This window comes from Sphingobacterium tabacisoli (genome assembly GCF_017908035.1).
GTDB lineage: Bacteria > Bacteroidota > Bacteroidia > Sphingobacteriales > Sphingobacteriaceae > Sphingobacterium > Sphingobacterium tabacisoli.
This window is the reverse complement of sequence record NZ_JAEQMU010000001.1, coordinates 697,916-711,881: the sequence shown is the minus strand read 5'-3', so window position 1 is coordinate 711,881 and position 13,966 is coordinate 697,916. Positions and strand designations below refer to the sequence as shown.

The 13,966-nt window shown below is 41.3% G+C and carries 16 protein-coding genes and 1 riboswitch; of the genes, 11 read left to right on the top strand and 5 right to left on the bottom strand.

Annotated elements, in window-relative coordinates; genetic code table 11:
* Positions 1-145 precede the first annotated feature (145 nt).
* From JKG64_RS02840 to JKG64_RS02815, 6 genes are all read left to right on the top strand, one after another.
* On the top strand, positions 146-511 hold the full coding sequence (locus JKG64_RS02840) for a hypothetical protein (protein WP_210352827.1): 366 nt from the start codon (positions 146-148) through the stop codon (positions 509-511).
* Positions 502-1,371, top strand: coding sequence for a DUF4844 domain-containing protein (locus JKG64_RS02835; protein ID WP_210352826.1), 870 nt, complete (start codon positions 502-504; stop codon positions 1,369-1,371). Before JKG64_RS02840 ends, JKG64_RS02835 begins: the two co-directional genes overlap by 10 nt.
* 124 nt (positions 1,372-1,495) lie before the next feature.
* Positions 1,496-2,119, top strand: coding sequence for a hypothetical protein (locus JKG64_RS02830; RefSeq protein WP_210352825.1), 624 nt, complete (start codon positions 1,496-1,498; stop codon positions 2,117-2,119).
* Positions 2,094-2,654: a hypothetical protein gene (locus tag JKG64_RS02825; protein ID WP_210352824.1), complete on the top strand. Its 561-nt coding sequence runs from the start codon at positions 2,094-2,096 to the stop codon at positions 2,652-2,654. Before JKG64_RS02830 ends, JKG64_RS02825 begins: the two co-directional genes overlap by 26 nt.
* Positions 2,655-2,681: 27 nt before the next feature.
* Positions 2,682-3,443 carry a DUF4272 domain-containing protein gene (locus JKG64_RS02820; RefSeq protein ID WP_210352823.1) on the top strand — a complete coding sequence of 254 codons (762 nt, stop codon included), beginning with the start codon at positions 2,682-2,684 and terminating at the stop codon, positions 3,441-3,443.
* A 136-nt stretch (positions 3,444-3,579) separates the two neighbouring features.
* Positions 3,580-3,684: riboswitch (SAM riboswitch) on the top strand.
* A 220-nt stretch (positions 3,685-3,904) separates the two neighbouring features.
* On the top strand, positions 3,905-4,429 hold the full coding sequence (locus JKG64_RS02815; RefSeq protein WP_210352822.1) for an OsmC family protein: 525 nt from the start codon (positions 3,905-3,907) through the stop codon (positions 4,427-4,429).
* A 93-nt stretch (positions 4,430-4,522) separates the two neighbouring features.
* On the opposite strand, the gene JKG64_RS02810 is transcribed toward JKG64_RS02815, so the two are convergent.
* From JKG64_RS02810 to JKG64_RS02800, 3 genes are all read right to left on the bottom strand, one after another.
* Complete coding sequence (locus JKG64_RS02810; RefSeq protein ID WP_210352821.1) at positions 4,523-5,140, bottom strand: outer membrane beta-barrel protein; 618 nt, start codon at positions 5,138-5,140, stop codon at positions 4,523-4,525.
* A 125-nt stretch (positions 5,141-5,265) separates the two neighbouring features.
* Entirely contained in the window at positions 5,266-6,261 is a 996-nt protein-coding gene (locus JKG64_RS02805; RefSeq protein WP_210352820.1) for a sensor histidine kinase, read from the bottom strand.
* 5 nt (positions 6,262-6,266) lie between these two features.
* Entirely contained in the window at positions 6,267-7,028 is a 762-nt protein-coding gene (locus JKG64_RS02800; protein WP_210352819.1) for a LytR/AlgR family response regulator transcription factor, read from the bottom strand.
* Between the two features lie 363 nt (positions 7,029-7,391).
* On the opposite strand from JKG64_RS02800, the gene JKG64_RS02795 reads away from it, so the two are divergent.
* Entirely contained in the window at positions 7,392-8,129 is a 738-nt protein-coding gene (locus JKG64_RS02795; protein ID WP_210352818.1) for an NADase-type glycan-binding domain-containing protein, read from the top strand.
* An 83-nt stretch (positions 8,130-8,212) separates the two neighbouring features.
* On the opposite strand, the gene JKG64_RS02790 is transcribed toward JKG64_RS02795, so the two are convergent.
* The gene (locus JKG64_RS02790; RefSeq protein ID WP_210352817.1) at positions 8,213-9,199 is read right to left on the bottom strand and encodes a helix-turn-helix transcriptional regulator; all 987 of its coding nucleotides are present in this window, start codon (positions 9,197-9,199) and stop codon (positions 8,213-8,215) included.
* Positions 9,200-9,360: 161 nt separating this feature from the next.
* On the opposite strand from JKG64_RS02790, the gene JKG64_RS02785 reads away from it, so the two are divergent.
* From JKG64_RS02785 to JKG64_RS02770, 4 genes are read left to right on the top strand one after another with little or no spacing between them, the layout of a single operon-like run.
* Positions 9,361-10,179 (top strand): siderophore-interacting protein, encoded by an 819-nt coding sequence (locus JKG64_RS02785; RefSeq protein WP_210352816.1) that lies wholly within the window; start codon positions 9,361-9,363, stop codon positions 10,177-10,179.
* The gene (locus tag JKG64_RS02780) at positions 10,172-10,849 is read left to right on the top strand and encodes a VOC family protein (protein WP_210352815.1); all 678 of its coding nucleotides are present in this window, start codon (positions 10,172-10,174) and stop codon (positions 10,847-10,849) included. Before JKG64_RS02785 ends, JKG64_RS02780 begins: the two co-directional genes overlap by 8 nt.
* A 2-nt stretch (positions 10,850-10,851) precedes the next feature.
* A complete protein-coding gene (locus JKG64_RS02775; protein WP_210352814.1) occupies positions 10,852-12,204 on the top strand; it encodes an MATE family efflux transporter in 1,353 nt (450 codons plus the stop codon).
* 59 nt (positions 12,205-12,263) lie between these two features.
* The gene (locus JKG64_RS02770) at positions 12,264-12,998 is read left to right on the top strand and encodes a DUF6796 family protein (protein WP_210352813.1); all 735 of its coding nucleotides are present in this window, start codon (positions 12,264-12,266) and stop codon (positions 12,996-12,998) included.
* A gap of 121 nt (positions 12,999-13,119) precedes the next feature.
* Here JKG64_RS02770 and JKG64_RS02765 read toward each other — a convergent pair whose 3' ends face one another.
* Complete coding sequence (locus JKG64_RS02765) at positions 13,120-13,884, bottom strand: hypothetical protein (RefSeq protein ID WP_210352812.1); 765 nt, start codon at positions 13,882-13,884, stop codon at positions 13,120-13,122.
* Positions 13,885-13,966 lie beyond the last annotated feature (82 nt).

Below are 13,966 nucleotides of genomic sequence, written 5' to 3'. Positions count from 1 at the left end.
ACTCGATGCTGCTAAGGTTGCGTCAGGCTAAAAGACGAATTGTAAATACCGTCCTTCGAATCTAAGATAAGTCTTGTCCTATGGTACGAATTGACGTAAGTTTGGTTAGCTATTTCAAAATACATTAACAATAATCAGAGCATATATGAGTTATGATATCGCCTTATTTAGAATAGAGACAAAAGAAAAAGAAGAAATCTCTACTCATGAAAATTTCTTTGATGGCACCGATAATCTGCTTCCATTTACAGAACAGCAACACCTTAATCTCAAGCAACGGCTCTTAAGTTACGACTATATACTAGCAGAAGAAACCGATACAGGATTACGTTTCAATCACAAGGACGAGGATTTTGGTCAAGCCCTATTGACAATGTATGCTCTTTATTTCACAGCTGCCTGGAACAAAGACTCTATTTTTGAAGTAGGCATGGTCGCTTCCGAATTTACCGATACTGGAGAATATGCGAAGTATGATTTTCAGAATGGAGAATGGGAATTATGGGATTAGAACTACGATATCTAAAAAAGATGTTAGTTTTCTCCTTGGTGACTCTAGCACTTCCTTTCCATTCCTGTACACAGATGAAGAAACAGACCAAAAGCCAAACAGAAGAACTAATACAGTTGAATCGAGGGCAGTTAAATGACAGACTGCAAAAACTCGAAGAACAGCAGGTCTTAACGTCGGGTGAGTCTGTTCAGCTAAGAGAGCAGCTTAATGCGGACTTTGACTATTATCTGGCCCATCAGAGTATGGGTCTGCCGGAGCTGAAAGACATGTTTTCCAAAACCACAGAACAGCTTGGCCATCTCCGTATAACTCCGGCTATCTTCCTACAGCTATCTACAACCTACAATGCCATTACAAAACAGATTAGCATGCGTAATCTTCCCGGTCCCATTAGCCCAGAGGATTATGCCATACAGTCAACATTGAACCAGGTTATGAATGATTGGTTTGCCCATTACCAAAAGATGAATGGGATGGCAGAAGCGTCTATTGCACAAGCTGGAGAAGATGAACAGCGCTCCTCCAGTAAGCCGTTACCTCTCCCAACCTACATCAAATTAAAGGCAGATATGATAGGACGTTTTAAGCTATTATTATCGGAAGAGATGATAAGCTCCTTAGAATACAGACATTACACAGAAACTATTACAAAGGATATCAGATTCTGTGAGACCAACACGGATACCGCAAAAGTAAAGCTACAACTGTTGGCTAGTCTCCAACAAATGGAAAATGCAGAACTCGACACGGAAGATAGAGAAGCTATTGTAGATTGCTACTTCATACTGTCAGAAAAGCATGGAATCGATATAAAAAGGCAACTTAACAAATGGCTCTATGGATCTATAATACCATAGCCATCTGGATGCTGTACATTACTTCGAAACGCTAAACCTTCAATAAAAAACGTATATTAGTTATACCAACGAGGAAGAACAATGGGGTAAGAGTATGGTAATTATTTAAATAAAGAGCGTATATATGAAAACACTTATTATCTTTTTAGTCGTATTCGTCACGGCACCATCATTTGCACAAACTACAAAAAGTCAAAAGCATGGTTCATCGACTTCCGTTAAGGTGCATCAGCGGAGAGACACGGCATTTCGTGTCATAAAGCTGAATAACATCACGCCAGCAAATCAAGTAGCTTTTTTTCTTAATGGAAAGTTTGTTGGCCCTCGATATTCCCTAACTCGAGACCTTATGGAGGCTATCCGTGTTGTAGAACAAGATACCCTGATTGGAACAAAAAACTATACTGTTCAAGTTTATGTCAAGGCTAAAAGTGATTATCGTCCTAAACTTACTTCACTAGCTGATATAAAAGCTAAGTATACCGAGTTTAAAGAAACGCCTGTTTTATTTATGCTTGATGGAGATATTATAAAATTTGAACCCGACAGCTATTTTGTGGACGAAAACATGCTTCTATCCGTAATTGTTGATAAGCTAGATGATATTCAAATAGGTGTAATAAAACTGCTTACAAAGACAGAAGAGAACATAAAAGAGCGTAATAACATTATCCTCCGCGGAAAAGAAATAGTGAGTTACAAAGAGACAACTCTATTAGGCAATGACAGAACACCTAAAATACTATAAGTTTGACAAAGGTCTTGCTACGCAATATCTTGAAATATGGTATGATGAAACAGAAAAAAAAGCCACCGTACACAAAGGTAAAGTCGGCTATCAAGGGCAACATACCATACATCAAATTCTTGAGAAAAATGAGCTACAGCAACTTTATATCATTGTAGCACAGGAAGCTGAGGCTTTGGGGTTTGTATTACCTAAGGAAGAAAACTATTTCACCGTAGTCGTCCAATATCAACTCAAGAGTCAGTTTGGCAACAAGCGTGATCTGTGGCTCAAAGATAAGGTGCAGGATTACGTAAACAATCATTTAGGCTGGTACGGCTTGGGAGCAGTTAACGGTTTTGACCTTGGTGCAGGCAAGCTTAATATCTTTTGCGAGGTGATACAGTTGGACAAGGGAATAAGTGGAATAAAATCCTGTCTGCGTACATCCCGCTTAGATTATACCCAAGCGCGTATCGCTTACAAGACTTTTGGTACAGATGCCTACACGCTTGCCCACGCCAAGAATATGAATTTGGGCTTTGAATTAATTTAGAAGAATAACAAAATAGTAGAGAAGATCATGAGCTTTTTTAAGAAAATATTCGGCTCCAAAGAGAATAAAGAAGAGCAAGCCGAGAACAAAGAACAGCATATAGCCTCTGATGACGAAATATCCTGGATGACAGATTCAAGACGGGAGACCTTGTCTATCTGTCGTCAAGCCGGCTTTCGGCCAGCCAACTGGCTACCCGCTCAGTTTGATAAACAGTTACGCCCCGCTATTGAAATTGCGAGCAGGTTGAATGCAATAAAGGCATTAGTTCTTTGGTTAATGGTTCCAGAAGAGCATCTCTCTAGCGAAGAAATATTGACCTTTGTCGAGGCAAACCGGTTACAAGACTTGATGTCAGACGAAGAGAAAGCAATTCTAAGCTTGTCTAGAGACGATGAAGAAGCGAGAAATACAATCGGTTGGAAGTTCGAAAATGCCTGGCCTTTGGCTTGGTATTTTGGGTATGAAGAACCAGACATACACGGCGAGATGATGACTGCCGAGCGGATGCAGGATATAATCGCCAACTACACCTGTCCTCTTGAAGGAAGTGTAAAAGAGTGGCTCTCCCAAAACCCAACGACCATAGTTGCAGAAGATGTTAGCAAGAAGGAAGATCTGTTCTATTGTCTTCACAATGCAGTCCGTAGCGCCCAACTGGGTAGCGACACGGTACCAAATGGCTTTCACCCGATTGCAAACGGTGGTGTCATCCACGAACGCAGACATGCATTGACATGGATGCTTTCTGATGGAACACCTTGGGAAGAAACCGATTTGAGCACTTAAAAAAAAGAATATCATAAAAAAACAAGCTAAAATCGTATAACTTTTTCCTGCGTATGGCACCAAGCCCCATACATTTATAAAAAAAATGATTATACTTGTATTCTAATAATACAAAGACCTCCCTAAAAAGAGTCTTGATTTATAAAGAAGTGGCGAGAGACAGGCTCTATGACCCGCTGGCAACCATCAAGAGATTGAACGGTGCTAATTCCTGTCCCCAATGAAGGGGAAAATATAAATAAAAGACAGCATGAAAATCACACTCATTCCATTCTACGAAATAGTAGATTGCATAGCAAGTCCTAACGGTATATCCTATCGTTGGAGTACCTGTATGCAGACCTATTAGCATTTCATTTTCACAAAATTACTCCCTCTACGAGCGATAGAGGGGTTCTTGTCTATGCACAAGATGAATCCGTATTTGAAACATTTTTCCATTTTAATTATATTTTATTTTTATGTCAGAATTCGTTAAACAATCATTAGGAAACCTTATTCAGGAATTAAAGAATGAGCCAACTAAAGCTCAGGTAAGCTTTGAAGCAACTTCTGTACTACAGGAAGGCGTGCAGGTAAACAGTACTGTAAGACAATTTGAATTTAAGTTCGATGAACCTGAACTATTGGGTGGTAAGGACGATGCGCCTAATCCGGTAGAATATGTACTAGCCTCTTTAGGAGCCTGTCAGGCTATCGTGTACAGAGCCCTGGCTTCTCTAAAAGGAATACAACTGGACAGTGTCACTGTTAAAACAAAAGGAGACCTAGATTTACGGGGGTTCCTGGGTTTAGACAGCAACATCCGGCCCGGTTTTCAAAAGATAGTCTTCGAGACCATCGTTACATCGAATGAATCCGCAGAAAAGTTGGAACGACTGGCCCAACAAGTTGATGCAATATGTCCTGTCCTTGATATTGTGTCTAAACCTATACCAGTGGAAGGTACGTTGACTATCCAACGAACGCCAGAATTAGTCGGATAATTCCTTTCAAAAAAGAGAGTCGACTTCTATAATCGGGTCGACTCTCTTATGTTATAAAAAGTCCCTGCAAAGAGGAAATCGGAAAGTTTCCTCTTAGAAAGAATACCCCACCCCTACACCGACAGTTTGATGACGCATCGTCGAACGATTACTGATCACACCAATACCGTACTGAGAGGTGTAGGAAGCATTGATTTGGAATCCTCCCAAATCATAACCCAACGTCGCCGCAGCACCATAATTCAGGCGTGTGGTTTCTAATCCGTCTACTCCATCTTTTTTATACATATCGCTACCTCCTATTTTCGAACTGATACCATAGCCGATGTAAGGGCCAATACCGACAAACATCTTACCAGTTCCCACCTGAGTCTGAAAGACACCATATAGGGGCAATTCTGCTGTGTAGGATTTGTATTTCAATTCCTCCCCGCTATTACCTTTTTGGAGTTCAGCATTTCTACTTTGTAGGATAAAGTCTCCTTGAACAGCAAACCAGCTTACGAAATCATACTTTAGGAATGCACCTGCTGAGAACCCTATCTTTGATACACCTTTGGTATACGGGCTGTCTGTCCCCAACATAAAGAATGTTGCATTAGGTCCCGCTTTGATTCCTCCCGAAAGTCCTGTCTCTTGGGCCATTGTTGCGATAGAACCTCCTAGTAAGCCGATGAACACTACTGTTGCGAAAAAAACTTGATTTTTCATTGTCATAATAAATTTTAGATGAATATATTTTTAAGCAAAGGTGCAGTGCAAAGCCCTTGTGGCAAAGGCATTTCGGACGAACTTCAGAATGTAGTGGACGAAGCTCATTTTGATGGCACTTAAATTTATTCGATAAAAGGAATTATTACCGCAAAATGTGTTCTTGTTGGAATAATCTCTATAGCTCTACCCTGTAGCGCGTATTGCTTTTGTAGGTTTTTCAACCCTACACCACCGCTATCCGCGGTACTCCGCAACTGTAGATTGTTTGACACAGTGACATCGCTAGCGCTTATCTCAATCTGAATATGGAGCGGTTGGCCACTACTCGTGATGTTATGTTTTATGGCATTCTCTACAAGTAGCTGTAAGCTGACGGGAATCAAACTTTTATTGATATCCATAGGGTTATGGATAGTAACAAAGAGCGCATTCTCAAACCGAACCTGTTCCAGAAATAAATAAGACTCCAGAAAAGCCAATTCTTCCTTTAGTGTCACCGTTGTCCGCTCGTTGGTCAAAAGCAGGTACCGATAGATACCGGACATTTTCTTGGCAAAGATATTCGCTTTTTCAGCGTCCTCATAAGCCAGTGAGGCCAGCACATTGAGGCTATTGAACAGAAAGTGTGGGTTGATCTGTGCTTTCAATGCTTCATAATGGTATTGGATTTTTTCTCTTTCCATCGCCGCCATCTGTCTTTCCGCTTCCAGCTGCCTGCGGTTGTAAAACAATATTTCAATCAATAGAACGACGATGCTATTCCATAAAACAATAAATATGGCCGATTTTAGGGCTTCTGCATCCCCCTCAACAGTAGCAAAAAGTTGAAGAATAAAATTCCCAAGCAGCAATACGCCAACCGAACAAAGCGAGGCCACCAGTAAATCCACCGTAACCCGCAGATAGATGTTCCGTATCTTTAAATAGGTATAGATAGCATCGACAATGAGGAAATCTATAGATGCAATGAGTGTACAGGGAATTATATTGATAAAAAAGAACGGAAGGAAATCACGCTCTTCGCCGGTCAATGTCTGGAAGACATAATAAAAGAAAATCAACAGTGTCGATACGACGAAAATAAATGCAATGGCTTGTTTCCTATCAATCTGCTTCATAAGGTTTAATTTATCCCATCAACCCAATTCAAGAAATCCCGAACCCGTTCACGGCTCACCAAAATCTCTTGGGGACACGGTGGCTCAAGTGTCAGTTTCATGCGGCTATTGAAATATTTAGCAATCTTCTTGATTGCATTGATATTTGCTATGCAATTTCGTGAGACACGAAAAAACAGACGTTCATCCATCTTCGATTCCAATTCAGTCAGGCTATAATCTATTATATATTTATTCGCTTGGAAAGTCTGCAGATATACGACTTTATCTTCGCTGTAGAAATAAGCGATATCATCGACAGCGATATGCTGGTAATTATCACCAATCTGAACCAGAAAACGGTTCTTCTTCTGATGTCCCATCAACATCTTTTCCAATTGCTGATAGTCGACAGGTTTATAATTCTCTTGATGTAGCGATTCAAATTTCTTCAATGCCACTAATAGGTCGTCTTCCTCAATCGGCTTCAATAGATAATCAATACTGTTAACTTTAAAAGCCTTGATAGCATGCTCGTCATAGGCCGTAGTAAAGATAACAGGTGTTGAAATCTTTAACTGTTCGAATATTTCAAAACACATTCCATCCGCGAGCCGGATATCCAATAGTATTAAATCAACGGTACCTCGTCTGAGAAAAGCGACCGTATCGATAACGGATTCGGTATGTGCTACCATTTCAAATTCCGGACGTAAGCGGGCCATCATCCGTTTCATCTCTTTATAAGCAAACTGTTCATCCTCTACGATGATATATTCTGTGGGCATCTTTAAATCTTTTATACAAAATACGGATAATCAACCAAAATATAATTACTTCCTGACGGAGTTTAGGAACAGCTGGATGAACCCTCAAAATATAGTCCTGAGCTACCTATCTTTAAATTAATCCCTCTATTCTGAAAATTGTCTTCCATTATCAATTGCCGACGTCTGTGCTGTAGCTCAAGCCTGATTATAGCTCCCATTGATACTTCCTCGTATTTTCCAAGTATTCTCTTTTATTATTTGTCTTAAAAACAAGCAGAAACGGCGAATCATGGCATTTTATTTGCATAATTTAAGAGTAAAGGTAAATCTTTGGAACAGAAATCAGATTAAAGACAGCCCGATTAAGTTAAAAGAAAAATTATGCAGCACATCACAAGGTCAATCCTTATTCTTATCAGCTTATTTATCCAACACTTTGCACATGGACAGAGCGTCGTCAAGAATTATTTTCCTAAGGAGGTTAGAAAGATAGATCTGAGCGCCAAAACAGAGCAAGAAATCGAACGGCAGAATGAGCTTTTACTCAAAAGCAATCTGACTCCCAAGGAACAGGCTGAGCTAGATATCCTATTGGACAAATACGGGGAGGTCGTAGAAAGTGTATGGGACGTGATAGATGGTGGATGCAGTTGGTACTGTGGGGGTGGAAACTATCTCGTAAAAGCATCTTCATCACTACATTCTGACAATGGCATCTCCTATCAAGCACAAAGTGCTAATGACCTAAGCTATAAAACGGCATGGGTAGAAGGAAAAGCCGATGCAGGAATTGGAGAGTATTTAGAATATTATTTTAAAAACCGAAGTCCAAGAATTACAACAATCATTATTTCGAACGGCTATATGAAGTCTGAAGCTGCTTGGAAAAACAATAATCGCGTGAAGAAGTTAAAACTGTACGCCAACGGAAAAACAATCGGTATCTTAAATCTGGAGGATAGTCGTACAGACCAAGCGTTTGAGGTAGGCACCTTTGGACACAATAGTGACGGGTCCGACTTGATTTTGAAATTTGAGATACTGGAAGTCTACAAAGGAGACAAATACAATGATACCGCGATAACCGAAATCTATTTTGATGGAATAGACGTGCATTAAGATACAAATTCAAGTGGTGTCATCAGATTGAAAAGTGAGATAAAGAGGAAAGAGGTCCTCCTGCTTTGTCAAAGAAAGGGTACTCAACCCCTTTTAAACTGACTTGGCAGCACATCGTATTTCCGCTTGAATGCAGCGGTAAAATGTTGCGGATTTTTATATCCTATAGCATTCGAAATTTCGGCTACGCTCAGTTCATTCCTACGAAGCATTTTAAGTGCTTCTTCCATCTTTACATCACTCCAATAACCGAATACTGTCGCCCCGAATAGCTCTTTAAAGCCCTTCTTTAGAGTAAACTCATTTGTACCCACGTGACGGGCTAAATCCGTTAGCGAGTGTGATGCATTTAGATTATTCAGCATAAAGTCCCGAACGGCATACATCTTCTCGATATCGCTTTTTCTAATGGAGCTATGCGCATATTGCTGTTCATGCAACTGCTCCAACTGTAACAGAAGTAATTCTATCACTTTTGTTTCCAAGAATATCTTTTTAAATAATCCCTTACGTTGGCACCCCACAATAGCACTTATAATCTCGAACATCTGGAGGTTAATCAGCTGATTATGGTCAGCCATAAGCGAAGAAGTCCCATTCTGTATCTGCTTACGGAATTCATCAAAAAGACTACAGCTATCTTGTGGTAGGAAGCGTTCGAAAAATGAGGGCGCCATGTTGACTTCAAAGATACGGAAATCGTCTCCCTGCCACTCCATCTTTCCCCTGAAACTATTGGCGTAGATTATATTATGCTGATTGGGTTTGAAGTTGACATATTTCTTGAAATTATGCGACGAAGCCAGCGTGTCACCATTCAACGCAAAATGCATCTCAATACTCTCATAGTCGCTGTCAAATAAAATATTGGTCCGTTGTGCCAAAGCGACATCGCCATAACTGATGCGCATGTCCCTCGTGTGAATCTCTCTATAGAATCCGCGTGCCATAGGATTGTCCAATACAATAAGATGCTCATAGTACTCTTCCTCACTACCCATTTGTTCAGGAGGATATTCTCTCGACAAAGTAAGCTCAGGTATATCGCTAGCGTATAAATTTAATCCCATCTCATTCGTATTATTATTTCTTTATTCGACATCAGTCCAATAGTCATTCCTTTTAACGGCTTTTTTTCTCCCTCCTGCGTTAGCAGACGAAGACTTCAATTTGATACCTTCGCAAATATAACGATATTATTTAGAACTGTTCTTAATAACTAAATAGAAGTATGAGTAAGACAAACTTTAAAACAATTCAAGCTGTTTTGCAGGTTACTAGAAAGGAATACATCACACCGCATTACATCAGAATCTTCCTAACGGGTGATCAAATCCCACTATTCGTCAATACCACAGTGGGTGTAAACAACAAAATAATGATTCCACCCAACGGAATTTCGGAGATACACTTTCCAGAGTTTGACTATGATGCGATGAAATGGAAGCCCCAACCCGAAGATATACGTCCCAGCATAAGAACGTACACCCATCGCGGAGTGGATTTGGAACGCAATGAGATTTGGATTGATTTTGTGGCGCATGGAGATGAAGGGCCAGCCTCAGCTTGGGCTATTAACTCCAAAGAGGGCGACAATCTGGGTGTATTAATGAAAGATGGTTTCTCGGACCTCTACGTGAAGGCTGATAATTACCTCTTAGTAGCCGACTCTACCGGTATTCCCGTTATCGCGGCTATATTGGAAGATTTGTCTGCCGATGCGCGAGGGATTTGTATTATTGAGGTACATGGGCCAGAAGACGAGCAGCATTTAAAAACAGAGGCTGACATCGAATTTATTTGGTTGCACAACAGTCATCCACAACATGGCAGTTCACTGGCCAACGTGGTAAAACAACAATCATTACCTACGACATCGCGATCAGGCTATGTAGCGGCAGAATTCGCTACCGTAAAAGAAGTCCGTCAATATCTGCGGAAAGAAAAAGAATGGAAGCGCGAGGAACTCTATGCCTACTCCTATTGGAAATCTGGCGTCGCCGAGGACAAATCCACAGACGACAGACAAATGGAGAAGCAAAATGACTAAACAGAGCAACTGTAGAATCAGTCATGTGCTGTACCGTGTGCCGGACCTTCATCAAGCCGTAGAAAAACTTAGGAATTCGGGATTTATAGTGGAATACGGTACAACACCTAAAAAAGCCTACAATGCGCTAATCTGGTTCGAACAGGGGTGTTTTATCGAAATTTTTAAAAGTTCTGCCTTACCATTTTGGGTTAGGTGGACGATGAAAGCCCTGGGGTATCAGGTCCTATGGAACCGTATGCAACTGTGGATGCAGGCTGGGTATGGCTGGTGTGAATGGTCTTTAGAGTCAACTACTGCGGGGATCGATACACAGAAGACACTATTCCGTCAGTTCAATAGACCGTTTAAGATGCATAAAGCGAAGCGAAAGGATGTCATTGCACGAACGCTACGCTGGCATCTTTTGATTCCTCATGAAGTCTATTTTCCATTCCTCATGTCACCCTATATGCCCAACCCAAGACCATCAGCGATAAACCATCCTAATGGTATTACTGGGATAGCAAAACTGACCGTAGGCAACCAAAATCTAGACACGGATTTTCTAAAACTACTGATCGACCACCCGACGGATTTGGAGCTGGTTGATGATAAAAAAGGACTACAACAGGTACACTTTAAAGACAGTGTGCTTACAATAGAAGAAATTCTCGACCCCAGGAAATAACGATGGAACAACAACGAACAATTATACTCAACAAACCTTTGCCTACAGTCATGTGGCAATTATCCTGGCCCGCTATCGTAGCGATGGTTCTGTATGGCCTGAATAATTTTCTAGATGGCATTTTTGTAGGTCATCTCATCAGTAATACCGCACTGGCTGCTGTAGGAGTAGCCTACCCCTTAGCGCAGTTTGCCCAGGGCTTAGGCACACTGATTGGTACAGGTATGGGAGCTGCGATTAGCATATGGATCGGAGCCGACAATCAGGACAAACTGAGAAATTCCTTCGGTACGGTAAACTATCTCACCATCCTATTCTCCATACTCGTCACCATCCCCTGCTATTTTTTTGCGGAGGAACTGGTGTATATGATGGGTGGACGAGGTGAAATATTGACTCTAGGAACCAGTTATTTCCAGGCTACCATTTTAGGAAGCTTCTTTTGGATTTACGGCCTGGCGATGAACATGATTATACGCGCGGAAGGCCGAATGAAGACTGCAGCCTGGATGATTGCCGTAGGTCTCCTTGTAGACGTGGCTTTAAAACCTATTTTCATCGATACTATGGGATGGGGCGTAGCCGGAGCAGCATGGGCTACCAATATCTCTATGATAATATATACCCTCCTTGGTGCTTGGTATTATGCGACTGGAAAATCCTCCTTTAAAACTAATTTTTGGTCTTTGAAACTGGACAAGGCAATTATGAAAGAAACTATTTCTTTAGGTATGCCCGGTTTCATCATGATGGTGATGGTCGTTGTCCAAAACATTGTTGTGTTCAATGCCCTTGCCCGATACGGTACGACGATAGATATCACCTTTTTTACGGCAGTCAATCGCTTCTATATCCTATTGAATACCCCTCTTTGGGGATTGATGCGAGCCTTACAGCCCGTAGCAGGGATGAATTATGGAGCCCGGCAGTACAGCCGTAGTATTCAGTCTTATCGCTTGTTTTCAATAACTGGCCTACTTATTCTATTACCTTTCTGGTTGTTCGTGATGTTGAATCCTGAAGGCGTTCTATCGCTAATGATACCGGGCACCCTATTCACCGCCGAACAATTGATGGACTTTAGAATATACATGAGTGTCCTACTCGTGTTGCCTTTTGTTTTTATGGCTATGGTCTGGTTTCCTTCTATCGAAGATGCCAAACCGGCGACTATCATCAGCATCCTGAGGCAATTGGTCTTCTATATTCCCGTGCTACTCATCGTTCCGCAATTTTATGGCGTCAGAAGCATCTATTTGGCAAGCGCGATCATTGATTGGGTCATCTTTGGAATCGTTATCTATGCGGTAATCCGAAGCGCGAATAAGATAGGCATGTCTAGTTCCGGAGAGTAATTATTTAAACTATACAATAACGGAGTAAAACTGAAATATTCGATAATAAATAATAAAATATGAACTATCATACAAAAATAAAATGGGCCTTTATTTCTGGAATCGTTGGCGCGATCTGCTGGATTATTGGCGATGTATATGTTGCCGGATTTGAGGTCAATCCAAACGACTATCCCCTATTTTCCGAAACCTATGCAGACAAAGTCGATGTAGGATTGGCAACCTTGATGCTCGAAGGTTCTACCGCTCGGCTGATGTTTGGAGCACTCATTGCAGCCATGACAGCTACCTTATTCTTACCTTGTGTCTGGTTGGTGTACCAATACTTCAACGAAAAGAAGAAATGGTACGCGTGGGGTACTTACTATCTCCTCATAGTAAGTGTTATGCTGATGCCTTTAGGTCATGCTGTATTCTACTTTACAGGCGAAATTTATAAGGCGATTTACCACACCGACCCTATTGCACACCCTTATCTTCTAGAGGTAGCTGCGGGCTTCCAAAAAGCAATGTATATCACCTGGGGGACAGCCATTATCATTATGCTCGTTGCCTATCTGATTTTCTCGATTCTAGTATTTATGGGAAAAACGAGTTTACCGAAATGGGCTGGATTGATTAGCCCTTTATTTCTGACCCTCTATCAGTTGCCCTTAAAAGCATTACTGCCTTCTTCCGATTTCAAAGGCTGGTTAAACGGGGCCGCGTTCAATATCTCGTACCTTATTTTCCTCTTGCTCCTCTGGTTTCTTTTCCGAAAACAGCTACTGCAGCATAGCGAAACGGCAGACTAGCTTACCTTCTCGCTAGCAACTAGAGCGGAAAGTGTGTTAAAAACCTAGCTTTCGATTAGCAGGAATCCGACCTAATCGAAAGCTAGGTAATTTTATTTGTACTAGGCGCTTTTTAGTACAGCTATTGTTTGCCCAGTACGAGACCAAATCCTACCCCGGCAAATACCCCTCTACCAATAGCATTGCTTTTGAAATCGACTCTTGAAGTTTCCACTCCGTCCGTTTTTTCAATCACGTGTGCGGTAGCCGACTGTAGCGGTTGATGGTAACGGGCATGGAGTGCTAGATATCCTCTCCGACTGACATAGTAATTGGCAGAGAAACCGACATGCGCAGTAAACAAAGAAGACTCCCTGTCATAAGTCAGCTCATGCTTCACACCATCGCTACCTGTTTTAGACCGGGAGTTACTTTTATCCGCAAGATAAGTATCATGTCCGATTCCAACCCCAGGGTGTATGCTCCAATTAGCAGATTCGATACGGTATAGAACCCCTAACTCCGCCGAAGGCTTGACATACGAGATTGGCCCAAAGAGTGCATTGCCAAAATCATCAAAGAACGACTCAAAAAAACTCTGTCTATAGCCCGTAGGCTTTTGCTCTTTATAATAGTTAATATTTATACCTGCATACCACCCCATCTTGTCTGAGAATAAATGCGTAGCACGAATACCCAAGAATGGGCTTACGGCAGGTCGTCCTCCAAAAATATCCTTATTTTCAGTATGAGAAGCAGGAGCGATATCGAAATTTGGCCCGATAGTAAAATCAAGCTTAAATCGAGCTTTGGACGAGAGCGTTGGGTTGGTACTCTGCGCATTGGCATAGGAGAACACGAGACTAGACGCTATAAAAAATAGTTTTGAGAAATGTATAAGTTTCATTCGATAGGACGTAATTTTATAGTAATACGGTTTTGTTTTTATTCATCTTGTTTCATAAAACGGAAAGTAACAAAAATAGCTA